25 protein-coding genes are annotated in these 23,090 nt (G+C 67.0%); 7 read left to right on the forward strand and 18 right to left on the reverse strand.

Features of this window, described 5'->3' with window-relative positions; genetic code table 11:
• Positions 1-17: 17 nt before the first annotated feature.
• The 4 genes from AC1RKE_RS06365 (at position 18) to AC1RKE_RS06380 (ending at position 4,968) form a co-directional block, all read left to right on the forward strand.
• A complete protein-coding gene (locus AC1RKE_RS06365) occupies positions 18-620 on the forward strand; it encodes a GNAT family N-acetyltransferase (RefSeq protein WP_182714410.1) in 603 nt (200 codons plus the stop codon).
• A 13-nt stretch (positions 621-633) separates the two neighbouring features.
• The gene (locus AC1RKE_RS06370; protein ID WP_348684248.1) at positions 634-2,301 is read left to right on the forward strand and encodes a putative bifunctional diguanylate cyclase/phosphodiesterase; all 1,668 of its coding nucleotides are present in this window, start codon (positions 634-636) and stop codon (positions 2,299-2,301) included.
• 126 nt (positions 2,302-2,427) lie between these two features.
• Positions 2,428-4,119: a bifunctional protein-serine/threonine kinase/phosphatase gene (locus AC1RKE_RS06375; RefSeq protein WP_348684247.1), complete on the forward strand. Its 1,692-nt coding sequence runs from the start codon at positions 2,428-2,430 to the stop codon at positions 4,117-4,119.
• Between the two features lie 396 nt (positions 4,120-4,515).
• Positions 4,516-4,968: a MarR family winged helix-turn-helix transcriptional regulator gene (locus AC1RKE_RS06380; RefSeq protein ID WP_348684246.1), complete on the forward strand. Its 453-nt coding sequence runs from the start codon at positions 4,516-4,518 to the stop codon at positions 4,966-4,968.
• A gap of 7 nt (positions 4,969-4,975) precedes the next feature.
• Here the strand turns inward: AC1RKE_RS06380 and AC1RKE_RS06385 are convergent, their stop codons facing one another.
• Complete coding sequence (locus AC1RKE_RS06385; RefSeq protein WP_152950915.1) at positions 4,976-5,545, reverse strand: YqgE/AlgH family protein; 570 nt, start codon at positions 5,543-5,545, stop codon at positions 4,976-4,978.
• Between the two features lie 114 nt (positions 5,546-5,659).
• On the opposite strand from AC1RKE_RS06385, the gene AC1RKE_RS06390 reads away from it, so the two are divergent.
• Entirely contained in the window at positions 5,660-6,145 is a 486-nt protein-coding gene (locus AC1RKE_RS06390) for a peroxiredoxin (RefSeq protein ID WP_054766584.1), read from the forward strand.
• Between the two features lie 51 nt (positions 6,146-6,196).
• Positions 6,197-6,637, forward strand: coding sequence for a very short patch repair endonuclease (locus tag AC1RKE_RS06395; protein ID WP_054766583.1), 441 nt, complete (start codon positions 6,197-6,199; stop codon positions 6,635-6,637).
• On the opposite strand, the gene AC1RKE_RS06400 is transcribed toward AC1RKE_RS06395, so the two are convergent.
• The 5 genes from AC1RKE_RS06400 to AC1RKE_RS06420 all read right to left on the reverse strand — a co-directional run bounded on the left by AC1RKE_RS06400 (position 6,604) and on the right by AC1RKE_RS06420 (position 11,300).
• A complete protein-coding gene (locus AC1RKE_RS06400; RefSeq protein WP_054766582.1) occupies positions 6,604-8,523 on the reverse strand; it encodes an ATP-binding protein in 1,920 nt (639 codons plus the stop codon). The genes AC1RKE_RS06395 and AC1RKE_RS06400 overlap by 34 nt on opposite strands.
• A 72-nt stretch (positions 8,524-8,595) precedes the next feature.
• Positions 8,596-9,642: a quinone-dependent dihydroorotate dehydrogenase gene (locus AC1RKE_RS06405; protein WP_054766581.1), complete on the reverse strand. Its 1,047-nt coding sequence runs from the start codon at positions 9,640-9,642 to the stop codon at positions 8,596-8,598.
• Positions 9,639-9,983: a DUF952 domain-containing protein gene (locus tag AC1RKE_RS06410; protein ID WP_054766580.1), complete on the reverse strand. Its 345-nt coding sequence runs from the start codon at positions 9,981-9,983 to the stop codon at positions 9,639-9,641. The genes AC1RKE_RS06405 and AC1RKE_RS06410 overlap by 4 nt, the downstream gene beginning before the upstream one ends.
• Positions 9,980-10,486, reverse strand: coding sequence for a SixA phosphatase family protein (locus AC1RKE_RS06415; RefSeq protein WP_054766579.1), 507 nt, complete (start codon positions 10,484-10,486; stop codon positions 9,980-9,982). Before AC1RKE_RS06415 ends, AC1RKE_RS06410 begins: the two co-directional genes overlap by 4 nt.
• A 70-nt stretch (positions 10,487-10,556) precedes the next feature.
• The gene (locus AC1RKE_RS06420) at positions 10,557-11,300 is read right to left on the reverse strand and encodes a class I SAM-dependent methyltransferase (protein WP_152950911.1); all 744 of its coding nucleotides are present in this window, start codon (positions 11,298-11,300) and stop codon (positions 10,557-10,559) included.
• Positions 11,301-11,345: 45 nt separating this feature from the next.
• On the opposite strand from AC1RKE_RS06420, the gene gloB reads away from it, so the two are divergent.
• A complete protein-coding gene (gene gloB / locus AC1RKE_RS06425) occupies positions 11,346-12,074 on the forward strand; it encodes a hydroxyacylglutathione hydrolase (protein WP_201463076.1) in 729 nt (242 codons plus the stop codon).
• Here the strand turns inward: gloB and AC1RKE_RS06430 are convergent.
• The 12 genes from AC1RKE_RS06430 to AC1RKE_RS06485 form a co-directional block, all read right to left on the reverse strand.
• Positions 12,064-12,834, reverse strand: coding sequence for a DUF4908 domain-containing protein (locus AC1RKE_RS06430; RefSeq protein ID WP_054766576.1), 771 nt, complete (start codon positions 12,832-12,834; stop codon positions 12,064-12,066). The two genes, gloB and AC1RKE_RS06430, sit on opposite strands and share 11 nt — an antisense overlap.
• Before the next feature lie 48 nt (positions 12,835-12,882).
• Positions 12,883-13,608 (reverse strand): acetoacetyl-CoA reductase, encoded by a 726-nt coding sequence (gene phbB / locus AC1RKE_RS06435; protein WP_348684810.1) that lies wholly within the window; start codon positions 13,606-13,608, stop codon positions 12,883-12,885.
• A 121-nt stretch (positions 13,609-13,729) separates the two neighbouring features.
• On the reverse strand, positions 13,730-14,791 hold the full coding sequence (locus AC1RKE_RS06440) for an NAD(P)-dependent alcohol dehydrogenase (RefSeq protein WP_348684809.1): 1,062 nt from the start codon (positions 14,789-14,791) through the stop codon (positions 13,730-13,732).
• Between the two features lie 69 nt (positions 14,792-14,860).
• Positions 14,861-15,610, reverse strand: coding sequence for a DUF72 domain-containing protein (locus tag AC1RKE_RS06445; protein WP_348684812.1), 750 nt, complete (start codon positions 15,608-15,610; stop codon positions 14,861-14,863).
• Positions 15,610-15,912, reverse strand: coding sequence for a type II toxin-antitoxin system RelE/ParE family toxin (locus AC1RKE_RS06450; RefSeq protein WP_201463075.1), 303 nt, complete (start codon positions 15,910-15,912; stop codon positions 15,610-15,612). The genes AC1RKE_RS06445 and AC1RKE_RS06450 overlap by 1 nt, the downstream gene beginning before the upstream one ends.
• Before the next feature lie 12 nt (positions 15,913-15,924).
• A complete protein-coding gene (locus tag AC1RKE_RS06455; RefSeq protein WP_201463074.1) occupies positions 15,925-16,170 on the reverse strand; it encodes a type II toxin-antitoxin system ParD family antitoxin in 246 nt (81 codons plus the stop codon).
• A 124-nt stretch (positions 16,171-16,294) separates the two neighbouring features.
• Positions 16,295-17,917, reverse strand: coding sequence for an ATP-binding protein (locus AC1RKE_RS06460; RefSeq protein ID WP_395942012.1), 1,623 nt, complete (start codon positions 17,915-17,917; stop codon positions 16,295-16,297).
• Positions 17,918-17,976: 59 nt separating this feature from the next.
• Positions 17,977-19,338 (reverse strand): glutamate--cysteine ligase, encoded by a 1,362-nt coding sequence (locus AC1RKE_RS06465; RefSeq protein ID WP_348685162.1) that lies wholly within the window; start codon positions 19,336-19,338, stop codon positions 17,977-17,979.
• Positions 19,339-19,591: 253 nt separating this feature from the next.
• Positions 19,592-20,317, reverse strand: a complete 726-nt coding sequence (locus AC1RKE_RS06470) for a 16S rRNA (uracil(1498)-N(3))-methyltransferase (protein ID WP_348683283.1) — start codon at positions 20,315-20,317, stop codon at positions 19,592-19,594.
• Positions 20,318-20,344: 27 nt separating this feature from the next.
• A complete protein-coding gene (locus AC1RKE_RS06475) occupies positions 20,345-20,566 on the reverse strand; it encodes a hypothetical protein (RefSeq protein WP_348683285.1) in 222 nt (73 codons plus the stop codon).
• A gap of 71 nt (positions 20,567-20,637) precedes the next feature.
• The gene (locus AC1RKE_RS06480) at positions 20,638-21,264 is read right to left on the reverse strand and encodes a hypothetical protein (RefSeq protein ID WP_348683287.1); all 627 of its coding nucleotides are present in this window, start codon (positions 21,262-21,264) and stop codon (positions 20,638-20,640) included.
• A gap of 363 nt (positions 21,265-21,627) precedes the next feature.
• The gene (locus AC1RKE_RS06485) at positions 21,628-23,088 is read right to left on the reverse strand and encodes a P-loop ATPase, Sll1717 family (protein WP_348683289.1); all 1,461 of its coding nucleotides are present in this window, start codon (positions 23,086-23,088) and stop codon (positions 21,628-21,630) included.
• Positions 23,089-23,090: the final 2 nt, after the last annotated feature.

The following is a 23,090-nucleotide window of genomic DNA, read 5'->3' on the forward strand; positions in this document are numbered from 1 at the left end:
GCTTTACGCTGGAGGCGATGGCGCTTCTGGACTGGATGAGCGATGTGGCCGGGCCGGTGGTCCGGGGCGAGGGCGTGCTGCTGCGCCCGCCGCGCGCTGCGGACTATGCGGCGTGGTCGCGGTTGCGCGACGGGTCGCGCGACTATCTCCAGCCGTGGGAGCCGGCCTGGCCCGAGGACGATCTGAGCAAGGGCGCCTTTCGACGCCGGCTGTCCATCTATGCGCGGGAAATGGAGCTGGGAAACGCCTGGCCCTTCTTCATCTTCATCGAGGACGGCAAGACCCTGGTCGGGGCCGTGACCCTGTCGAACGTGCGGCGCGGCGTGGCCGAGACGGGCACCCTGGGCTATTGGATCGGTCAGCCCTTCGCCGGGCGCGGCCATGGCACGGCGGCGGTGCGCGCCGTGGTCGCCTACAGTTTCGAGCGGCTGAAACTGCACCGGTTGGAGGCCGCCTGCCTGCCCAGCAACCACGGATCGCGCCGCGTTCTGGAGAAATCGGGCTTTCGGCACGAGGGTCTGGCCCGCGCTTATTTGAAAATTAACGGCGATTGGGCAGATCATCTGCTGTTCGGCCTCGTGGAGGACGAGTTTGATCGCGGCGGCCGGGGGTCGTCTTGAGGGAACGACTGCTGTGAACGCGCGACCTCGCTCGCTGGCCTGGGACGCCACCGCCGCCATCGAGGCCCTGGCGGCGGCCGATACGGCCCTGTGGGTCTGGACGCCGGCCGAGGATCAGCTGCGTTTCACCGGCGCGACCCGCGCCCTGGGCCTGGGGCCCCTGGCGCCGGAATGTTCGGGCGCCGGCTTCGTCGCCTCGACCCTGCCGCAGGATCGGTCGCTGGCCGAGAAGATGCTGAAACCGCAGGAAGAGGGCGCCGAAATCTCGGTGCGCCTGCGGATGCGCGGAGCCGAGACCTGCCTGTGGCGCGGCGTGTGGCTGGAGGACGGCCTGCGGGCCGCCGGCGTCGTCGCGCTGGAGGCCAAGTTCACCGGTTCGGACCGCGACGCCCTGACCGGCCTTCTGGACCGTCGCGCCTTCATCGCCCGCGTCGGCGAGGTGCTGACCCAGGCGGGCGAGTATGAATTGGTCGTCGGCGACGTGGACCGTCTGCGTCGTCTGAACGAGGCCCTGGGCCATGAGCGGACGGATCTGGTGCTGTCGGCCCTGGGGTCGCGCCTCGCCGCCGCCTTCCCCAAGGACGCCGCGGCCGCGCGGATCGGCGAGGACGAGTTCGCCATCATCGTGCCCAAGACCGCCTCTCACACCAGCTATCGGGTGCGCGAGGCGCTGGAACAGCCGCTGCGGGTCGCCGGTTTCGACATCTATCCCACCGTCTCGATCGGCGCCGTCATCGTCGAGGGCGGGCCGGATGCGCCCGACGCCTCAGAACTGCTGCGCCGGGTCGAGCTGGCGGTGGAATCGGCCAAGGCGGCCGGGCGGGGCGGGTCGGCCGCCTATGGGCGCGCCCTGGAAAGCGATTCCCTGAGCCGACTGGCGCTGGAGGCGGATCTGAGAAACGCCTTCGTGCGCGGCGAGATCACCCCCTTCTTCCAGCCGATCGTGAACCTGAAGACCGGCGCCGTGGCGGGCTTTGAGGCCCTGGCGCGCTGGCGTCATCCCCGGCGGGGCCTGGTGCCGCCGGACGAGTTCCTGGGCCTGACGGCCGACCTGGGGATGATGAACGAGCTGGGTCTGCTGATGATGACCCAGTCGGCGCGGCAACTGGCGGAGTGGATTCAGCGTCACCCCCTGGCCGGAAAGCTGTTCTGCAGCGTCAACCTGTCGGTCGGCGAGATCGAACGGCCGCATCTGTGCGAGGACGTGGCGCGGGTGATCAGGGAGGCGGGCCTGCCCCGCGGCGCCCTGAAGCTGGAGGTGACCGAGGGCGACATCATGCGCGACACCGCCCGCGCCGCCGAGGTTCTTCAGTCACTGAAGGACGTCGGGGCGTCGCTGGCGCTGGATGATTTCGGCACCGGCTTCTCGTCGCTGTCGTACCTGGCGCGCCTGCCGTTCGATACGCTGAAGATCGACCGCTATTTCGTCCTGACGATGAACAAGGACGAGGGCTCGGCCAAGATCGTCAAGTCGGTCGTCAACCTGGGCCGTGACCTGTCGCTGGAGGTCGTCGCCGAAGGGGTCGAGAACGCCGAACTGGCCGCCCTGCTGCTGGAAGCCCAGTGCCACTACGGCCAGGGCTTCGGCTATGCGCCGGCGCTGCCGGCCCAGGAGGCGGAGGTCTATCTGGCCGAGAGCCTGGCGGACGGCACGGCGCCGCTGAAGCAGCGGTCGGCTTAGATTTCACTTTTCGTCATCCCAGGCCTTGTGCCTAGGATCCATCGACTCCGTCGATGACGGTAAGCCCCGGCGACACCGGGCGTATGGATCCTCGCCACAAGGGCGAGGATGACGGCTGGGGGGTGCATGACCGACGCCAGACTGGAGATCGCCGCCGGTTTCGCCACCGCAAAGGGGCCCAAGGCGGACAATCAGGATTTCGGCGGGGTGCATCTGGGCACGGCGGCCGAGCAGCGCGAGCACGGGGTCGTGGCGGTTATCGCCGACGGGGTGTCGGGATCGAAGGCCGGGCGGATGGCGGCCGAGCTGACGACGCGCAGCTTTATCGACGGCTATCTGGATCAGAACCCGCTGAACGGCATCGCCGCCAACGGGATCAAGGCGCTTAGGGGCTTCAACCGCTGGCTCCATGCGCGGGGCAAGATCGATCCGGCCATGGAGGCGGCGGCGACCACCTTCACCGCCCTGATCCTACGGGGACGTGAGGCGGTGGCGCTTCATGTGGGGGACAGTCGGGCCTGGCATTTCCGCGACGGGGTGCTGACCCGGCTGACTGAGGATCACACCCGGGCCCAGCAGGGGCTGAGCCATGTGCTGTACCGCGCCGTCGGCATCGAGGCGGACGTGAAGCTGGACGTGCGCCATGTGGAGTTGCAGCCGCACGACCGGTTGATGCTGACCACGGACGGGGTGCACGGGGTGCTGGACGAGGCCGCCCTGGCGCGGCTGCTGGCACGGCGCGGATCGCCCGACGCCGACGCCCAGGCCATTCTGGACGAGGTCGCTGAGGCGGGGGCGCGCGACAACGCCACCGTCCTGATCCTCGACGTCATTCGGGTCGGGGCGCCCGACTGGGAGGCGATCACGGCCGAGGCCGAGGGCCTGGCCATCCTGCCGCCGCCGAACCAGGGCGAGACGGTGGACGGGTTTCATCTGGAGCGGCTGGTCGCCGACGGCCGCTATACGCGGCTGTTCCTGGCGCGGTCTGGTGAAGAACGGGTGGTGCTGAAGTTCCCCAAGCCGGCGGCGGTGTCGGAACGGGGGGCGAGGACCGCCTTCCTGCGCGAAGCCTTCATCGGCCGGCGGATCGACAGCCCCTTCGTCGGCAAGGTGCTGACGCTGGATGCGGGGCGCCAGAGCCGGCTCTATATCGTCCAGCCCTTCTATCAGGGCCAGACCCTGCATGCGCGCCTGGCCGAGGACGGGCCGTTCGAGATCGCCGAGGGGATCGGCGTGGCCCTGAAGCTGGCGCGGGGGGTGGCGGCCCTGCATCGGGCCGGGGTGATCCACCGCGACATCAAGCCGGACAATGTGATCCTGGAGGCGAACGGCGGGCTGAAGCTGGTCGATCTGGGCGTGGCCCGGCTGAAGCGGGCCGAGGAGTTCGCCGAGGCCGAGGCGCCGGGCACGGCCGGTTTCAAGGCGCCCGAAATGTACGACGGCGAAAGCGGGAGCGCCGCCACCGACCAGTTCGCTTTGGGGGTGACCCTGTACCGGCTGTTCACCGGCGCCTATCCCTGGGGCGAGGTGGATCCGTCGGACGCGCCGCGCTTCGACCGCGCCCCGACCCCGCCCGGGCGACGCCGACCGGACATGCCCGCCTGGCTGGAGGCCGCCGTCCTGCGCGCCGTCGCCGTCGATCCGGACGAGCGGTTCGAGGACGTCGAGGAACTGATCCATGTGCTGGAGACCGGCAGCGCGGCGGCCGCCCCGGCCCCCCGCCCCCTGTCGCTGATTGAGCGCGATCCGGTGCGGTTCTGGCAGGGGGTTTGTCTGGTTTTGGTTCTGCTGCTGCTGATTTCGCTGGCGACACGCTAAGGGGGAATGCTCCCGGTGTCATTGTTGTGCGCGCAAGTATTCAGCGCCGTATTATATGCGGTCTTACTTAGGTAACTGTGGTGGAGATGTAAACGCTGTCGCCTTAATCGTGGAGCAGAACGGTTGCATGGCTAAGGCGTCTCAGCGAGATTATATCTCAATTTTCAACTCGAAGGAGACATAGTCTTGCGTGTATCCGCGCCCCAGACTAGGGGATTGGAAAATGCTTAGTGATTGACGGCGGCCTTTCCGTCAGCCTGTTCAGCGTGGTCCTTACGTATGCAAGATGCCGTTGTAGAGAGTAAATTGGAACAGTTGAGTATCGGGGCGTCAGACGGAGAGAATGTGAGCCAAAGGTCCTTGACGCAACTGTTGATCAGCCAAAAGACGGCACTAGTGGCGCGCCGTTTTACAGCGCGCGCCGCCCGTCTCTTCAAATCCGCCGGCTATACGAACGCCCAAAGAGCTCCTCTTCGCGTCCTGAAGACCGCGCCCGACGGCATGACCCAGGCGGAGCTCGCCGCCAGTCTTCAAATCTCGGAACCGACCCTGTCGCGTCGCGTCGCGCGTCTGCTGGCCGACGGGCTGATTTCCAAACAGCGTCGACCCGGCGACGGCCGGGCCAATACGATCAAGCTGGAGCCTCGGGGCTATCAGGCGCTTGAACAGTCCGAAGCCATGGCGGCGCGGGATCGCGACATCCTGTTCCAGGGCCTCTCTCAGGAAGAGCTGGACATCGCCTTGAAGGTCTTGAGCCTGCTGGCCGCGCGCATCGCCGCACCTCTGAACGGCGCGCTGGACGAGGATGCGCAACCGGACGAGGAGGAGGACGCGGACGGGGACGCCTGATCGGCGATCAGGCCCGCCCGCCCTGGGCTGACAGCCGGCCGGCGTCCACGCCCATGCGCGCCAGGGCGCGGGTCCATTTGGTCTGGTGATCGCTATCGAAGATCAGGTCCAGGTCCGCTTCCGTGGTCAGCCAGACGTTATCGGCCAGTTCGTCTTCCAACTGCCCCTCGCCCCAGCCGGCGTAGCCGAGCAGCAAGGTGGCGTGGCGCGGTCCCATGACCGTATCCGTCATCGCCGCCAGGGCCTCGCGCGTCCCCGTCATGGCCAGGCCGTCGCCGAAGGGCAGGGTGTCGTCCCCCACGCTCCAGTCGTCGGTGTGCAGGACGAAGCCGCGTTCGCGCTCGACCGGCCCGCCCATCAGAACCGGACGGCCTACGGACTGTTCCGGCGCGGGCGCGTCCAGCTTGTCCAGCACCGCCTTCAGATCGATTCCCTGGGCGGGCCGGTCCAGCCTCAGACCCATGGCGTGGTCCGGCCCATGGGCGCAGATCAGAATTACGGCGTGTTCGAACCGGGGATCGCCGATGCCGGGCATGGCGACCAGAAGACGGCCCGTCAGGGAGGAGGCGTCGGTCATGGTTTCCATAATCGGGGCTGAATGGGCCCGGCGCAAGCGCGCCGAGCTTGTCTTGGCGGCGTCGGCCGCTATCTGTCGCAGGCGCACCCAAGCCAACCCGCGCGGAGAGATTTCATGACCATCCAGATCGGCGACCGCATTCCCGAGGCGACCTTCGCCCAGGCCACGGCGGAAGGCCCCAAGCCCGTCAACACCGCCGACGTCTTCGCCGGCAAGACCGTGGCGCTGTTCGCCGTCCCCGGCGCCTTCACCCCCACCTGCTCGGCCCGTCACCTGCCGGGCTTCAAGGACAATCTGGACGCCTTCAAGGGCAAGGGCGTCGACGTCGTCGCCTGCCTCTCCGTCAACGACGCCTTTGTGATGAAGGCCTGGGCCGAGAGCCAGGGCGTGGAAGACGGCTCGATCGTCATGCTGGCGGACGGCAACGGCGAACTGACCCGCGCGCTCGGCCTGGTGCTCGACGGCTCGGGCTTCGGCCTGGGCGAGCGGTCGCAACGCTATTCGATGCTGGTCAAGGACGGCGTCGTGACCGAGCTGAACGTCGAACAGGGCGGCGAGTTCAAGGTCTCCTCGGCCGAGCATCTGCTGGCCCAACTCTGATCGGGATCGGGCCGCGCCGACGCCTCGCATTTTGAGCGCGGCCCAACACGCATGACGACGGACGTCTTCAGCCCCGAGAAGCGCAGCGCGGTGATGCGCCGCGTCAAGGGGCGGGACACCTCGCCCGAACTGGCCGTGCGCAGGGTGCTGCGCGCGGCCGGGATCGGCTATCGGCTAGGCGGCCAGGGGCTGGCGGGACGGCCGGATCTGACAATGAAAGGGCGGCGGGTCGCCGTCTTCGTCCACGGCTGCTTCTGGCACGGCCATGACTGTCCGCGAGGATCGCGCAAGCCCAAGGCCAACGCCGACTACTGGGGCGGCAAGATCGCCCGCAACCGCGCCAGAGACGCGCGATCGGCCGAGACCCTGACGGCCGACGGCTGGCGGGTCGTGATCGTATGGGAGTGTGACCTGCGCACACCCGATTTCGCCGCTCGGCTGGTCGCCGAGATCAAGGGTCAGGCCGCGTCGACGTCTGAGGTCGAAGGCTGAGGCGTTGCAGCGCCTGCGTCCTGGGCCGCGTCGTCCAACACATGCTGTAGCGCTGCGAACAGGGCCGGCGGCGTCAGGGGCTTGGAGACGAAATAGGCCATGCCGGCGGCCTGGCAGGCGGCGATGTCTTCCGGCGCGGAATCCGCCGTCACGGCCACAACGGGTGTTCGGGCGTTCGGACCGTCGCCGGCGCGCAGCCGGCGGGTGGTCTCGCGCCCATCAAGCTCGGGCATGCGCACGTCCATGAAGATGACGTCGAAGACGACTTCGGCGCAGCGTTGCAAGGCGATCACCCCGTCGGAGGCGGTGACGATGTCGCAGCCCAGGGGCTCGAGGATCAGCTGAACCGCGCGACGGTTGATGTCGTGGTCATCGACCACCAGCAGCTTCAACGGACGGTCGGCCTCTTCGGACGGGGGCGGCGCGGCCGGCGTCTCGACGGGCGGCGTCTCGGCGGCCGGCGCTGGGACGTCTTCGGCAGGGGGCGCAATAGGCGGAGCGGCAAGGGGCAGGGCCAGCGCGTCGGGGCGGGCCGTCAGCCCCCGGGCCGCTGGAGCCGTTCGCTCCGTCGCCCGGCCGGCCGGCAGGAACAGAGACACGGTGAAGCGCGCGCCCTGGCCGGGGGCGCTGCGCGCCGTCAGCCGTCCCCCCATCAACTCGGTCAGATCCCGGCTGATGGACAGGCCCAGGCCCGAGCCGCCGAACTGGGCGCCGACGCCTTCGGCCGTCTGATCGAAGGGGTTGAAGAGGCGCTCCATCTGCTCGGCGGTCAGGCCCGGACCCGTATCGGCGACTTCGAACAGAAGGGCATAGCCGGACGGCTCTTCCGGCCAGGCCTCAAGGCGCAGGGTGATCTGTCCCTCGGCGGTGAACTTGACCGCATTGGACATCAGATTGTTCAGCACCTGACGGATCCGCATGGGATCGCCCTTGACGTCGCGCGGCATCTGGGCGGCGCCCTCGACCCGCAAGGTCAGGCCCTTGGCCTCGATCGGTCCGCGCCACAGACGCAGGGTCTGGGCCAGCATGGCGCGCAGATCGAAATCCACCACCTCGACCTTCATCCGGCCGGCGCCGATGCGGGTGTGGTCCAAAAGATCGTCCAGCAGGGCCTTCATCATGAGGCCCGCGTCGGTGATCAGGGCGGTGTTGGCGCGAGAAGCGGCGTCGGCCGCCTGAAGCTCGGCCGCGCCGGTCAGGATGGCGCCGATCGGGGTGCGCAGATCATGGCCGATCGCCGCCAGGAAGGCGGTATGGGCCGCCAGATTCTGTTCGGCCTGCCGCCGCAGCCGATCCGCCTCGTCGCGCGCCCGCTGGCGCTTTTCGGCCGTCTCGCTGATGATTTGCCAACTGAGCACGGTGAAGATGACGAACATCACCACGGCCGCAGAGGCGGTCATGATGACCGAGACGCCGGCCCCGAAATGGGCGGCGAAGAACGGCGTGGACAGCAGATACAGCATCGGCGGCGAAAGGGTCGCAGCCAGAAGCATCTTGGATCGGGGCGCGTTGATCATCGAAAACAGCATCTGCGCCGGCAGCATCAGGGCCGCGCACAGGCCGCCCATTGCGCCGCCCATCAGCCACATGGGAATGGACAGGCCGCCGAAGGTCGCGGCGCTGATCAGGATCGCGGCGCAGGTCGGGATTTTCCGTAGGCGAGCGTCGGGCGCGCGTGAAGCCATGCGCAGGACCGCCCATTCCACCGTCTGGGCCAGGCCGTAGATCAGCAGCCAGAGCAGCGAGAGCCGCCAACCCAGCATCGGCGTCACGACCAGGGCGGTCGCCGCCGCCGTCGCCAGCCGTTGCGCCGCCTGCTTGGCGCGGAAGCGAGACGCCACAGTCCAGCCACTCACAGCCGTTGGGACCATGTTCGTCTGTTGCATTCCGCTTCCCATCGGCGCGAACGGTCTTCGTTCGTCGGGCCACAGGATGCGCAGATCGAAACTAACGCTCCGTCAACGGCCCGATCCCACGGCGGCGGAAACGGTGGAAAACCCGTCGGCGCGCAGGCGGGCGGCCAGGTCGCGCTTGATCGCGCCGACCAATCCCGGTCCCTGATAGATCAGGGCGGAATAGATCTGCACCGCCGAGGCCCCCAGGCGAAGGCGAGCATAGGCTTCGGCCCCGCTGTCGATCCCGCCGACGGCGATCAGCGGCAGACGGCCTTGCGCCGCCTCGGCCGCCGCCCGCAGCGCCCTTTCGGCGAAGGGACGCAAGGGAAGACCCGACAGGCCGCCGCTCTCTCCGGCCTGGGGCGAGCTTAGGGTTTCGGGGCGTTCCAGGGTGGTGTTGGAGACGATCAGCCCGTCGATCCGATGGGCCAGGGCGGCCTCGACGATCATGCCGATCTCGCCTGCGACCAGGTCCGGCGCGATCTTCAGAAAGACCGGCGCGCGGTCGGACCGGGCCGTCGGCCGGGCCGCCTCGATCCGACCCAGCAGATCGTCCAGCTGGTCCCGCCCCTGCAAGGCGCGCAGGCCGGGCGTATTGGGCGAGGAGATATTGACCGTGAAATAGGCGGCCCGGCCCGCGAGGCGCTGAAGCCCGGCGACATAGTCGGCCGCCTTGTCCTCCGTATCCTTGTTGGCGCCCAGATTGGCGCCGACGACGACGCCCTGGGGGCGTCGCTCAAGCCGGGCGGCGAAGGCGTCCAGCCCGGCGTTGTTGAAGCCCATGCGATTGATGATCGCCTGGTCTTCCTGCAGTCGGAACAGCCGCGGCCGGGGATTGCCGGGCTGGGGCCGTGGCGTGACCGAGCCGCATTCCACAAAGCCGAAGCCAAGCCGCGACAGGCCGCCCAGCGCCTCCCCGTTCTTGTCCAATCCCGCCGCCAGGCCGATCGGATTGGGCAGGTCGAGGCCGGCGATTGTCGTGTGCAGGATCGGATCATCGACCGGGGCGGCGGGCAGGGGCGCCAGGGCCAGACCCTGGATCGCCAGCCGGTGCGCGGTTTCCGGGTCCAGACGGCGCAGGCCGGCCGCCAAGCCGTCGAACAGGTTCATGCCGCATCCTCGAACCGCATGGCCCCGTCCTCGGCTACGGCGAAGGGGCGGCTGGCGGTGACGGCGGCGACGGGCAGGGGGGCGTAGAGATGGGGAAACAGGGCGCCGCCGCGCGACGGCTCCCACACCAGGGCTTCGTCGAGCAGCGCCAGATCGATCGTCAGCAGCATCAGATCGGCCTGACCGGCGTAGTGGCGGCGCGCGGTCTCGGCCAGTTGATCGGCCGTCGACATATGGATGTAGCCGTCGGCCAGATCGACGACGGAGCCTTGGTAGCGACCTTCCGCCACCATGCGGCGCCAGTCGTTCGACGACAGGATCTTATAGGCGACGGACGTCATGCCGCCCCGCCCAGGGTGCGCGGGGTCAGAAAGCCTTCGTAGGTGCAGCGCCCGGCCGCATCGACGGTGAACAGGGCCGCCGCCCCGGTCGGAAAACCCCCGGCCAGGCGATCGAGAATGGCGGGCGAGGCCGCGCTTTCCGACAGATAGTCGCCGGCCAGCGCATGGACCCCCGGATTGTGGGCCAGAACCAGCAGACAGCCGGCCTCTTCCTCGCTGGCCTCGACGAAGCCGCGCAGGACGTCGGCGGGGGCGTTGTACAGGCGCGGCTCGTCGCGCACCTCCACATCGCCGAAGGCGTCATGCATCTGCTCCCAGGTCTGGCGGGTGCGGACCGCCGAGGATACCAGGGCCAGATCGGGCTTCAGCCCGCGCTCAGCCAGGGCCCGCCCCATCAGCAGGGCTTCGTTGCGTCCGACGGCGGACAGGGGGCGGGCTTCATCGCCGCCAGACGGGCTGTTCGGCTCGGCCTGGGCGTGCCGCATGAGGATCAGTCGATGCATGGGGCTTCGCCATAAGGCCGTTCGCAGGCGGCGACCAGATGGAACGACGTCAACTCCCCGTCAGAAGCGATCAGCCGAGCGGCCCGTCATGCGAGACGGAGGCGGCGGGCTGGGGCGCAAGCGCCGCCTTGGCCGGGACGCGCTGGGCCTTGCCGCTGGGGCGGATGCGGGCGTAGGCCTGACGCGACGCCTCCAGCAGGATCAGACCGGCCGCGCCAGGCGCGATCCGACGGCCGACCTGTTCGAAACCGTCGGCCAGGGGCAGAAGGGGCGACCAGGGTGGGACATAGAGGGTCTGGGACCAGGCCGTCGGCTCCAGCCCCGCCTCGCGCACCAGCCGTTCCAGCTGGCCCCGCGTGAACGGCCGGCCGTGGCCGAAGGGGGTGTTTTCAGCGCGGGACCAGAGCCCGCCCCGCGCGGCGGCGGCCAGGATGATGCGGCCGGTTGGGGCCAGGGCGCGCACCGCCTCCAGCAGCAGGGCCGTCGGGTCGTCGGCCTCTTCCAGGGCGTGGACCAGCAGGATGCGGTCAAAGGCGCCGGCGGCGAAAGGCAGGCGGCGGTCATCGACCAGCAGGCTGCGGTTGCGGCCGACGCTGGGCCAGTGTTCGACCCCCTGGCCGCCGGGCATGGCCGCCACGACCCGTCGCGCCCCGACGAAGGCGTCCAGCCAGGGGGTGGCGTAGCCCAGGCCCAGAACGTCGCAGCCTGTCGCCTCGCCCCAGGCGTCCTCCAGCCGACGCGCCAGCAGTCGACGAGCCAGGGCGCCGGTCGGCTCGCCGTAGAAGGTTCGAAGCTCGTCGATGCTGCGCCGCATGTCGCCACCATAGGCCGCCTGGGTCCGTCCTGCTAGAACGTCGCCATGACCCTGGATGTTCACCTGTTTCCCTGCCGCAGCGACAACTACGGCTTTCTGATCCGCGACCGGGCGACCGGAACCGTCGCGGCCGTCGATACGCCGGACGCGGCGCGCATCCTGCAAGAACTGGACGGCCTGGGCTGGGGGCGGCTGGACCTGATCCTGAACACCCACTGGCACCCCGACCATACCGAGGGCAACGAGAGGCTGAAGGCCGAGACGGGGTGCGAGATCGTGGGGCCGCAGGAGGTCGCGCGCGTGGCCCCGCTGGACCGCGTCGTCGGCGATGGGGACACGGTCGCGGTGGGCGAGACCCGGTTTGAGGTCACGGGTACGCCGGGCCACACCCTGGGCCACGTCGTCTATCGGTCGGTGGAGGCGGGGGCGGCCTTCGTCGGCGACACCCTGTTCGCCCTGGGTTGCGGCCGCCTGTTCGAGGGGACGCCCGAACAGATGTGGGCCAGCCTTCAGACCCTGGCGGCCTGGCCGCCGGAGACGGTGATCTTGTGCGCCCATGAATATACGGCCGCCAATGCGCGCTTCACCCTGAGCCTGGACCCCCGGCCCGAGACGGCCGCCCACGCCGAGGCGATCTTTGAGGCGCGGGCGCGGGGCGAGGCGACCGTGCCCACGACCCTCGAGACGGAACTGCGGTTCAACCCCTTCCTGCGGGCGGGTGACGCAGAGCAGTTCGCCGCGCGTCGGGCGGCCAAGGACGGCTTCAGCGGCTGAGGACGTCGTCCGCCACCAGGCGCACGATCCGCGCCGAGGACGGGCGGCCCGCGACGCCGGCGCGCGGCTCGATCACGATCCGCAGGGTGCCGCGGCTGAAGGCCGTCTGGCTGGTGCGGCCCTGATCGACGATTTCGATCCGCCGGATGCGGTTGGCTTCGGACCGTAGATTGGGCGAGCGGGCCATGCGGACGATGGCGTCCACGGCGGTGGACAGGGCGTCGGCGGCCACCGCCTCGGACCCCGGCTGGATATCGACATCGACCACGACCAGGCGCCCCAGAGCCCGGCTGGCGCGGTCGCTCTGGCGGACGATGTAGTTCCACAGCTGAACGGCGGTCAGGCCGGGCGCCAGAAGGGGCGCGGCCTCGCCGTTGCGCGACACCGGCGATCCTTGCGGCGCGGCGGTGGTGTAGAGGGTCATGCCGCCGTCGGGCGTGACCCGCAGGATCTGATCGCCGTTGTCGTTGCGATAGATGATGTCGCCGCGCGGCGCGGCGGTTGGACGCAGCACCCAGATCTCGGTCGACTGCTCGAACCGCATCAGGGGCCGGGCGCCCGTCACATCCAGCACGAAGGCTTGACCCGTGCCGGAGACGTAGCGGGCCGACGGGGGCAGGTTGCGGCGCGACTGGGCGTGGCAGTCGGCCGGCAGGACGGCCGGGGCGGCGACGGACAGGCCAAGGGCGACGACGGCGGCAAGCGCCGTCGCAGTCCCGCGCGGCGATTTTTTCGCCCAGGCCGATCCCGTCAACATCATGAGACTATGGATGAAACCGTCACGCGGCGGATTTTGGGCGAAGCCCGTTCACCCGACCAGGTATTGGCCGCCGTTCAGCGACAGGGTGCAGCCTGTGACATATCCGGCACGCTCACCGACCAGCCAGGACACCATGTCGGCGATCTCCTCGCCCTTGCCCAGGCGGCCGACGGGAATCTGGGCCACGATCGACTCCAGAACCTTGGGGTCCATGGCGCCGACCATTTCGGTGTCGATATAGCCGGGGGCGATGCAGTTGACCGTCACCCCCTTTCTGGCGTTCTCCAGCGCCAGGGCCTTGGTGAAGCCGATCATTCCGGCCTTGGCGGCGGAATAGTTGGTCTGGCCGATCTGACCTTTCTGACCGTTGATCGAGGAGATGTTGACGATCCGGCCGTGGCCCCGGTCGCGCATGCCGTTGATGACCTGGCGCGTCATGTTGAAGACGCTGTCCATGTTCACCCGGATCACGTCGGACCACTGGTCGTGGCTCATCTTGTGGAAGAAGCCGTCGCGGGTGATGCCGGCGTTGTTGACCAGGATGTCGATCGGACCCAGTTCGGCCTCGACCTCGCTGACCGCGCGGGCGCAGTCCTCGAAACTGCCGACATTGCCCTTGACCACCATGACGCCCAGGGCGCGGGCGGTGGCCTGGGCCGCCTCGTCATTGCCGGAATAGCCGGCGGCCACCCTTATGCCGTCCTCGCTGAGGCGTTGAACGATCGCCTTGCCTATGCCCCGGGTTCCGCCGGTCACCAATGCTACGCGCGCCATCCGTCCGTCCTTGTTTCCTCGCGTCCGTCTGCTGCGGACTGTCGCTCAAGGTGTAGCCGCGCAGGGGTTGCGGATCAAAGGCCGATTTCCCCTGCGGCGCCTTTGCGCCTGTTCAGGCGCGTCAGGCCGCCATCTTCGCCATGTCGATGACGAACCGATAGCGGACGTCGGACTTCAGCATCCGCTCATAGGCGTCATTGATCTGGTCCGGGGCGATGGTCTCGATGTCGCAGACGATGCCGTGTTCGGCGCAGAAGTTCAGCATCTCCTGGGTCTCGGCCATGCCGCCGATCAGAGAGCCGGCGATCCGCCGCCGACGCCACAGCAGGGGCACGGCGTAAACCGGCAGGCCCTCGGTGGTCAGCCCCAGCATGACCATGGTCCCGTCGCGGGCCAGAAGCTGGGTGTGGGCGGCGATCTCGTGGGTCGCCGAGACGGTGTTGATGATGAGGTCGAAGCTTTCGGCCGCCGCCTTCATCGCCGCCTTGTCGCTGCTGATCAGGAAATGTTCGGCGCCCATCCGCTCCGCATCGGCCTTCTTGCGGTCGGAGGTGGACAGGACGGTGACCTCGGCGCCCATGGCGGCGGCCAGCTTGACCGCCATATGGCCCAGTCCGCCCAGGCCGATGACCGCCACCTTGGAGCCCGGTCCGACCTTCCATTCCTTCAGCGGCGAATAGGTCGTCACGCCGGCGCACAGCAGGGGGGCGGCGACGTCCAGCGGCAGGCTGTCGGGAATGGTGACGACAAAGTGCTGATCCACCGTGATATGATCGGAATAGCCGCCCTGGGTGATGGTCTCGGCCGTGCCGCCCTTCCTGTCCTTGGCCCCATAGGTGCCGGTGAAGCCGGGCACGCAATATTGCTCAAGCCCCTCGCGGCAGGATGAACATTCGCGGCAGCTGTCGACCATGCAGCCGACGCCGACGCGGTCGCCTTCCTTGAACCGGACGACGTTGGAGCCGACGGCCTTGACCACGCCGGCGATCTCGTGGCCCGGCACCAGGGGATAGGAGGCGGGTCCGGTCTCGCTGCGGGCCATGTGCAGGTCCGAATGGCAGATGCCGCAGTATTTGATCTCGATCAGCACATCGTCCGGGCCGGGATCGCGCCGCTCGAAGCTGTAGGGGACCAGGGGCTTGTCGGCGGCGGTCGCGGCGAAGGCGCGGGTGGCGATCGGCATGGGGAGTCCTTCAGGCTTTGGGGCGTGGCTGACAGATGCGCACCGCAGGCGCCGCCCGCAAGGCCGGCCCTATTTGAGCTGGGCGATCAGAGCCATGGCCGCCGCCGGATTGCGCACCTTGGCCCCCGAGATGAAATAGGCGAACACCTCGCCGCGCTTGGCCCAGGCGCGGACCTGATCGGCGACGGCGGACAGTTCGTCGGCGGTCATGCCGGTCGGTTCGTCTTCGCGGCTGGACATCAGCCGGGCATAGGAGAAGTCGGCGGTCGCCTCGTCGATCTGGGGCCAGGTCGGCTCTTCGTCATCGACGGCGTAGACGATGGCGACGCCATACTTCCGCGCCAGATCATAGAACTGTTCGGTGGCGAAGGTCGGGTTGCGCACCTCCAGGGCGTGGCGCAGGCGGACCCCGTCCTTTTCGGGCGGCAGCAGCTTCAAGAAACCCTCGAAGTCCTCAGGATCGAACTTCTTGGTCCCCATGAACTGCCAGTTGATCGGCCCCAGCCTGTCGCCCAGTTCGGTCAGGCCCTGGGACAGGAATCGGTCGAAGCTCTCGCCGCCTTCGGACAGGACCTTGCGATTGGTGCAGTAGCGGCTGGCCTTGACCGAAAAGACGAAGCCGTCCGGCGTCTCGTCGCGCCACTTCTTCCAGCTGTCGGGTTTGAAGGTCGAATAATAGGTGCCGTTGATCTCGATCGAGGTCAGTTTCGAGGCGGCGTATTCCAGCTCGCGCTTTTGAACCAGGCCCTCTGGATAGAAGACCCCGCGCCACGGCTCATAGGTCCAGCCGCCGACGCCGATGTGGATGGGGTGGGTCATCATGGATCGTCTATCTCCTGAACCAGATTCATCCAGTCCTCATGTGCGTGACGGATGCGAATGACGACGACGCCGTCGTCATCCTCCAAATCATACAAGATCACATGAGACCTGAAGACATACGCCCTAACGGCCGGCGTGATGGTCTCACGCAGTCGGGCGATGTTCGGGAAGTCCTGGATTCGGTCCAGCGCTTGCAGAAGGTCGTCGATATATCGGTCGGCTTGCGCCATGCCGAACGTCTGCACACCTTGGATGTAAATGTTCGCGAGATCATGATCCGCGTCTTCGGTGAGCCGCAAGCGCCCCACGGCTCAAGCCGTATTGCGAAGTTTGGCGCGCAATTCGTCGATCACCTGACGAGGTGTGCGGTCGCTGATGCCGCTGGCCCGGCCTTCATCGATCAATCTTTGCCAGTGCGCGATTTTTTCGGCTTTGACCTGCTCTCGGCGGATAAGGTCGCGGATGACGTCGGAGGCGTTGGCGTAGCGGCCCGATTGGGCCTGTTCCTCGACCCAGGCCTTCATCGGGTCGGGCAGGGAGATGTTCATCGTGGCCATGGGCGATCCTTCCCTATCGCGTTGGAGGATGGACCTTTGGCAAACTTTGTCAATTCTCACCCCCCAAAGGGACGATCGGCCGAAAAAGGGTGTCCGAACTGTCCGATGTGTCCGATCTGTCTCCTTACCCCGCCCGGACGTCAGGGGCGGTCGCAGGGGCGGCCGTCAGGGCCTGAATGCCGCCCAGCAGGGCGGCGGCGGTGACGGGTTTGGAGACGTGCAGATCGGCGCCGGCCGCCAGGGCCTGACGGCGGTGGTCATCCATGGCGTTGGCGCTGAGCATGATGACGGGGGTGCGCCTATGGCGGCTCGCCTCCGCCCGGCGAATGGCGCGTGTCGCCGTCAGGCCGTCCATTTCCGGCATCTGCATGTCCATCAGCACCAGGTCGAAGTCCTGGCTCTGGAAGGCCTCAAGGGCCTGGAGCCCGTTGTCGACCGTGACGATCTGCATGTCGTGCGCGCCCAGGATCAACTGGACGACCCGCTGGTTGACGGGGTGATCTTCGGCCAGAAGCACGCGGAGCGCGGGCAGGGGCGCGGCGATCTGGGTCGTCCGGCCGCGCGTCCGGACATCGTAGTCGCCCAGGCTGCTGACGCGCGGCAGCGGAATCTCGACCATGAACCGGCTGCCGACGCCCGGGGTCGAGGCGACTCTGATGCGGCCGCCCATCATCTCCGTCAGGGCGTGGCAGATCGACAGACCGAGGCCAGTCCCGCCGAAGCGACGGGTGACGGTGCTGTCGGCCTGAGTGAACCGCTCGAACAGGCGCGCGCCCTGGTCGCAGGAAAAGCCCACCCCGGTATCCTGCACCGTCAGGCTCAGCACGGTCAGGCCGTCGGAGTCTTCGCACACCCGGACGTCGACTTGGACGCCGCCGTGCTGGGTGAACTTGACCGCATTGGACAGGAGATTGTCCAGGATCTGGCGGATTCGCAGACTGTCGCCGACGAAGACGCCGCGGGCGTCGGCGTCGCGCCGCACCTCCAGGGTCAGGCCCTTGGCCTCGGCCCGCAGCCGCGCCACGTCCAGGCCGGCCTCCAGCGCCTCGTCCAGGTCGAAGGGGCGGGTCTCCAGGTTCAGCTGGCCGGCCTCGATCTTGGATACGTCCAGAATGTCCGAAACCAGGCGCTCCAGCGTCACGCCCGAACTCGCGATCAAGGCGACCATCTCGGCCTGTTCTGGGCTGAGGTCGGTCTTCGACAGGGCGTCGACGATTCCGATGACGCCGTTCAACGGCGTGCGGATTTCATGGCTCATATTGGCCAGGAAGTCGGATTTGGCCTGGTTGGCGGCTTCCGCTGCGGCCTTGGCCTCCATCAGGGCGCGCTCAGCCGCGACCTTCTCGGTGACGTCGCGCGCGACGCCGAAGATCCGGTTCCCCAGCCGCTGGGCGCGCCATTCCAGGGTGACGTAGCGGCCGTCCCGGTGGCGATACCGGTTGATCTGGCCCAGAACGGGATCACCCGGCCGACGGTTGACGACCTCGGCCATGGCCTCGCGCGTCGCCTCCTGGTCGTCGGGATGGATCAGGCTGGGCAGGAGGCGGCCCACCAACGCCTCGGGACGATAGCCGAGCACGGTGAACCAGGAGGCGCTGGCCTTGAGCACGGGCCCGTTGATGTCGCGCACCACCAGCAGATCCAGCGAGACGTCGAAGAAGGTGTCGAGATCCAGCTCCGGCGCCCTGCGAGGGGCGTCAAAGGGCGCGGCAGGCGTGAGCGAGTCTGCGATCGAGCGGCTGGTCATTGTTCGGCTTACCCGTATGGGACACGCCGTACAGCTTGCGGGTTAAGGACGCCTTTTCATCAGTAGGCGAAATCGGCGTAAATCCGCTTCACATCGCCGCCCCAGGGGCCGTGGTACAGGTCCAGCAGCCGCTCGGCGGGGGTGATCCCGCTGTCGGCGATGTCTTCCAGTTCGGACAGATAGCCGCGCTCGTCCACCATGCCGCCCGAGAAGCGCGCCCGGTTCTTCAGGCCCTGTTTGGCGATATTGACCAGGTCCACGGCGATGTCGCGCACGCTGCGGCCCGCGACCTCGGCCTTGAGGCCCAGGCGGGTCACGTCGCGGCGCAGGCGCTCGTGGTCGGCGATGTCCCAGTCCTTGACCAGGTCCCAGGCGGCCGCCAGCGACGGCGCGTCGTACAGGACGCCGGCCCAGAGGGCGGGCAGGGCGCAGATCCGGCTCCACGGGCCGCCGTCGGCGCCGCGCATCTCCAGATAGGCCTTCAGCCGCACCTCGGGGAAGAGGGTGGTCAGATGGTCGTTCCAGTCCTTGATGGTCGGATAGTCGCCGGGCAGGGCGGGCAGTTTCCCGGCCTGGAAATCACGGAACGACTGGCCCGAGGTGTCGACGTAGCGGCCGTCGCGCTTGGCGAAATACATCGGGGTGTCCAGCGCATAGTCGGCGTAGCGCTCGAAGCCGAAGCCGTCTTCGAAGACGAAGCCCAGCATGCCGGTCCGGTCCGGGTCGGTGTCCGTCCAGACATTGGCGCGGGCCGACAGGAAGCCGTTGGGCCGGCCTTCGGTGAAGGGGCTGTTGGCGAACAGGGCGGTGGCGATCGGCTGAAGCGCCAGGGAGGTGCGGAACTTCAGCACCATGTCGGCTTCGGAATCGAAGTCCAGATTGGCCTGGATGGTGCAGGTGCGCAGCATCATGTCCAGGCCCAGCGACCCCACCTTGGGCATATAGGCGCGCATGATGTCATAGCGGCCCTTGGGCATGACCGGCGTCTGCTCGCGCGTCCACAGAGGGTCGAAGCCGACGCCCAGGAAGCCGACGCCCAGCTGGTCGGCCACCTGTTTGACCTCCATCAGATGCTGGCCGGTCTCGTTGCAGATGTCGTGGATGGTCAGGAGCGGGGCGCCCGACAGTTCGAACTGCCCGCCGGGCTCCAGGCTGACTGAGGCGACGAAGCCCTCGTCGTTCTTGCGCTCCAGCCCGATCAGAAAACCGTTCTCCTCGACCGGCGTCCAGCCGAAGCGCTGCAGCCCCTCCAGCATGGCCTTGATGCCGTTCGGGCCGTCATAGGCGGGGCGGGCCAGGGTGGTCTTGTCGAAGCCGAACTTTTCGTGCTCGGCGCCGATGCGCCACTGGTCCTTGGGCTTGATCCCCTTGGACATGGCCTCGATCAGGGCGGTCCGGCTCAGCGGCGCGTTGTCGGTCATGCGTCAGTCCCCTTCGGCGCATCAGCGACCGTCTGTCGCGGCTAGATGGGCGAGGTTGAGGCAAGGCTCAAGGGGGCGGCGCGTATTCCGGAACGGATCGCAACGTCAAAAATCCTCCCCCTCTGGGGGAGGTGGCTCGGAGCGCAGCGGAGAGACGGAGGGGGCGCTGCGGCGTCGGGCCCCCTCCACCCCCGCGCAAGGGCGCGGCGGTCCCCCTCCCCCAAGGGGGAGGAATGGGGGGGAATGGCGTCTCTCAGCGGTCCCAATCCCCGACCGCCGCCTGCCACAGGCTCATGGCGGCGATGGCGGCGGTGTCGGCCCGCAGGATGCGGGGGCCGAGCGAAACGGCGGTGGTGAAGGGCAGGGCGCGGAGCCGTTCGCCCTCCTCGGGCGAAAAGCCGCCTTCGGGACCGATCAGAATGGACCATTTGGCGGCCGGAGGAGACGCCTGGGTCAGCGCTCGGATCGCCGGCGCCCCGCCGGTCTCGTCGCAGAACATCAGCCGCCGCCCGGCCTCCCAGCCTTCCAGCAGGGCGTCCAGCTTGATCGGATCGTCGATGCGGGGGACGTCCAGGCGGCCGGTCTGTTCGGCGGCCTCCTCGGCGATGGCGTCCAGCCGGTCCAGACGGATACGGTCCGCATTGGTGCGTTTCGTCAGCACCAGCCGCACCCGGCGGGCGCCCAGTTCCGCGGCCTTCTCGACGATGGTCTCGACCCGGGCCTTCTTCACCACGGCGACGATCAGCTCCAGATCTGGGCCGAGCGTCTGGGGTCGGGTCTGGGCCTCGGCGCGCAGGATGACGCCCTTCTTCAGCACCTCGGCGATCGAGGCGCGCCATTCGCCGTCGCGGCCGTTGAAGACCAGCAGTTCGTCCCAGGCCTTCAGCCGCATCACCTGGGTCAGGTAGCGGGACTGGTCCAGGGTCGGGGCGACGGCGGCGCCGGGCGACAGGTCGCCGGTCACATAAAGACGTATCATGGGTCAGGTCTCGGTCGCCGCAGGGGCTCAGCTGCTCATCATGTCCTGGGCGAACTCCAGGTCCATCTTCTTCATACGCTTGATCTCGTCGCGCAAGCGAGCCGCCTCTTCGTGCATGGACTCGGTCAGGTCCTCGGCCATCTCCATGGTCAGGTGGCGACCGGGGCGCGGCGGCCGGCGCGGCTTGCCGGAGGATGACGAACGATCAGGGGATAGCTTGGCCGCCGAAATGGAGACCGCCGCGCTCAACTTCTTCCTTCTCCCCTTGCGGGAGAAGGTAGCCCGCAGGGCCGGATGAGGGGTCGGTTCGGCGTGGACCGTCAGGGCTGGTGCAACCCCTCATCCGACCTCCCCTCGGGACAAGCCCGAGGGTCGCCCACCTTCTCCCGCAAGGAAAGAAGGAGTCCCACCTCCACCCCCTCCGGCACGCCCACCGCCCGGCGCCACTCCTGCGGGTGCAGACGCGCCATCTCTGCATCCAGCCGGTGAAGCGGCCTCAGCGCCCCGTCCTCGTCCCAGAACGCCTCGGCCCAGACATACCCCATCTCCACCGCCCGTTCCCGGTCCCGCGCCGCCGCCTCGGGGCCCAGATGGTCGGCGCGCCAGCGATACAGCCACGGAATATGCCAGTGCGGCGCCCGCATCAGCCGCTCGTCCTTCATCGCCTCGACCAGACATTCGGCCAGCGCCCGCGCATCCGCCAGGCGAGCCTCGAAGGCGTCGCGGCGCGTCTGCACATAGGCGCCCCAGCCCTCGGCCGGCTCCACCGGCCCCGCCTTCGGCTCGGGCCGCGTCCAACCCTCCGCCTCGCGCCGCTTCCATAGGGCGTGAACCCCGACGTCATACCGCCGCGCCACCGACCGCGCCGTCTCCCCATCCTCCCACGCCTTGCGCACCTCGGCCCAGACGGCGTCGGATCGGATCTTGCGGTGAATGCCCTGGCTCATGCCCCCACGGCCTAAACCCCCGTTACGCCAAACCCGGACGCAACTCTCTCTTCCTTCTCCCCCTGCGGGAGAAGGGATTGGAACGGCGATGAAGGCTCAGGACCTGACCTGCCCCTCCTTTCGTCATCCTCCGGCGCGAAGCGACCGGGGGACCCAGCGGCGCCGAAGGCGAAATCCATCCGCCGCACACTGTCTGAACACCGAGTCCGCGACAGGTTCGCGCTCCCGCGCGCCGCTGGGTCCCCCGGTCTGCGCCGCGAAGGCGCGGCTTGCCGGAGGATGACGAAAGGTCAGGGAATAGCTTGGCCGCTGAAATGGAGACCCACCGCGCCCAACTGAACCGTTTTCCCGATCAGGAGGCTGTCAGTTCAGTTCTTTCCATACTGCATCGCTGTCTCTCTGGATCGCCCATCGATAAGCCATATGAACTTCCCAATCCCATTGCCCAAGTCGGACCTCTCGAAGACGTCGATCCGCGAAGTCGTAATACATGCGCTCCACAAAGCCGTTGCTGTCAGTTCGGCTGGCGACCAAAAAATTAATGCGGAATAGAAATTCAGCTAGCTCCGCTGAAGAAGCTGGCACGTTCGCGTAGGAAAATCGGAGACTGAGATTTCCCTTTATAGCATTTATTTTGGCTATTAATTGGTCGTGTGTGTAGTAATGTTTCTTGATAGATGTTGCTTTTTTATTATCTTTCCGATCTGATGGTCGCATTTCATTTAGTAACTTTTGTACGTCTGGAAGTTCATTGGAGAACTCAACCACCGTATCGTTAAATCGATTCTGACAATATATCGGTATTACGTCGTGAAGGGCGCGCGTATCTATAATTGTTCCAGATGATTCCGCTTCTTTTGCCGCTAAACGGCATAATCCGATCAGGTCTCGAGGCCGCTGTCTAACAAATGATAATAGCACTTGGCGCATGGGGGCGTTTTCCCAGGCGCCGGCGTACCGAAATCGCTCTTCAAAATACGGCGTAAAGAATCGTTGGAAAACAGCTTCTTGAGGTAACCTATCGACTTCCTCATCGTCGTATTCTCGACCTTCGTATATAGCGATACGTTTGGCGATGACTCTAAAAATCTCATCCACTGTCCAACGTACGCGAACAACTCCGCTTTGTACTTTGTCGATTATGTCAGATGTTACGGAAAGAGAGTTAAATAAATCAGATCTTATCGAGATTTTGAATCGTACATCTCCGTCGCTGTCCGCAGAAATCTGAAAACAGGATTGTATGAGGCGATTTACTTGGCTGGCCGCAGCCTTGCTTCCGTCCCAATCGACATCCGTATCGTCGATATATACATTGACCGCAGGAATTTTATCTAAAAGCCAAGGGGAAGCTTTCGCAGCAGCATTCTTTAGAGCTTCATTTTGGCTGGTAGCGATCGACGTGCCTAGCGCTGTCAGTCGGCCTAAGAATGATCCCACTCCTTCGGGTACTTTCAACGCCGACGCGGCTTCTTTTGCGATGCCCTCTGCCACCTGCGAGAGCAATGCATCTTCGATTACAGTCCGGAATTTGCCAATCGTGGCGGATCCGGATCCTCCTGCTTCCGCAGCCGCCAAAATCCTTGAGCCCCGAATAAATATACTTGGAAAGCGGTTCCGCTGATCATCCAAAGCGGACACTCGCATAAGCGCTGTCTTCCCAATTCCTTTCTGGCCTACAACAAGGCAAATTGGATTCGGTGCTCGCACGTTGTGGTACGAATCGTTTGAGATAAAGAAGGTGTAGAGGCGTGCGGCATCTTCGGTGTCGGCGGCATCTGAACCGAAGATTTCGCCGATATTGTCGGGCGTAAATGGCGACATAA

It is taken from the genome of Brevundimonas sp. GW822-FHT03E11 (genome assembly GCF_058801445.1).

Excerpts from the sequence above, each read along its gene's own strand:
- AC1RKE_RS06455 (WP_201463074.1), bottom strand. The coding sequence starts at position 16,170 with ATGGCCACGATGAACATCTCCCTGCCCGACCCGATGAAGGCCTGGGTC.
- AC1RKE_RS06390 (WP_054766584.1), top strand. The coding sequence starts at position 5,660 with ATGACCATCCAGATCGGCGACCGCATTCCCGAGGCGACCTTCGCCCAG.
- AC1RKE_RS06405 (WP_054766581.1), bottom strand. The coding sequence starts at position 9,642 with ATGAACCTGTTCGACGGCTTGGCGGCCGGCCTGCGCCGTCTGGACCCG.
- AC1RKE_RS06445 (WP_348684812.1), bottom strand. The coding sequence starts at position 15,610 with ATGACCCACCCCATCCACATCGGCGTCGGCGGCTGGACCTATGAGCCG.
- AC1RKE_RS06385 (WP_152950915.1), bottom strand. The coding sequence starts at position 5,545 with ATGACCGACGCCTCCTCCCTGACGGGCCGTCTTCTGGTCGCCATGCCC.
- AC1RKE_RS06430 (WP_054766576.1), bottom strand. The coding sequence starts at position 12,834 with ATGATGTTGACGGGATCGGCCTGGGCGAAAAAATCGCCGCGCGGGACT.
- AC1RKE_RS06465 (WP_348685162.1), bottom strand. The coding sequence starts at position 19,338 with ATGACCGACAACGCGCCGCTGAGCCGGACCGCCCTGATCGAGGCCATG.
- AC1RKE_RS06480 (WP_348683287.1), bottom strand. The coding sequence starts at position 21,264 with ATGAGCCAGGGCATTCACCGCAAGATCCGATCCGACGCCGTCTGGGCC.
- AC1RKE_RS06420 (WP_152950911.1), bottom strand. The coding sequence starts at position 11,300 with ATGCGGCGCAGCATCGACGAGCTTCGAACCTTCTACGGCGAGCCGACC.
- AC1RKE_RS06365 (WP_182714410.1), top strand. The coding sequence starts at position 18 with ATGGCGCTTCTGGACTGGATGAGCGATGTGGCCGGGCCGGTGGTCCGG.
- AC1RKE_RS06415 (WP_054766579.1), bottom strand. The coding sequence starts at position 10,486 with ATGCATCGACTGATCCTCATGCGGCACGCCCAGGCCGAGCCGAACAGC.
- AC1RKE_RS06395 (WP_054766583.1), top strand. The coding sequence starts at position 6,197 with ATGACGACGGACGTCTTCAGCCCCGAGAAGCGCAGCGCGGTGATGCGC.
- gloB (WP_201463076.1), top strand. The coding sequence starts at position 11,346 with ATGACCCTGGATGTTCACCTGTTTCCCTGCCGCAGCGACAACTACGGC.
- AC1RKE_RS06410 (WP_054766580.1), bottom strand. The coding sequence starts at position 9,983 with ATGACGTCCGTCGCCTATAAGATCCTGTCGTCGAACGACTGGCGCCGC.
- AC1RKE_RS06460 (WP_395942012.1), bottom strand. The coding sequence starts at position 17,917 with ATGACCAGCCGCTCGATCGCAGACTCGCTCACGCCTGCCGCGCCCTTT.
- AC1RKE_RS06485 (WP_348683289.1), bottom strand. The coding sequence starts at position 23,088 with ATGTCGCCATTTACGCCCGACAATATCGGCGAAATCTTCGGTTCAGAT.
- phbB (WP_348684810.1), bottom strand. The coding sequence starts at position 13,608 with ATGGCGCGCGTAGCATTGGTGACCGGCGGAACCCGGGGCATAGGCAAG.
- AC1RKE_RS06400 (WP_054766582.1), bottom strand. The coding sequence starts at position 8,523 with ATGCAACAGACGAACATGGTCCCAACGGCTGTGAGTGGCTGGACTGTG.
- AC1RKE_RS06470 (WP_348683283.1), bottom strand. The coding sequence starts at position 20,317 with ATGATACGTCTTTATGTGACCGGCGACCTGTCGCCCGGCGCCGCCGTC.
- AC1RKE_RS06375 (WP_348684247.1), top strand. The coding sequence starts at position 2,428 with ATGACCGACGCCAGACTGGAGATCGCCGCCGGTTTCGCCACCGCAAAG.
- AC1RKE_RS06440 (WP_348684809.1), bottom strand. The coding sequence starts at position 14,791 with ATGCCGATCGCCACCCGCGCCTTCGCCGCGACCGCCGCCGACAAGCCC.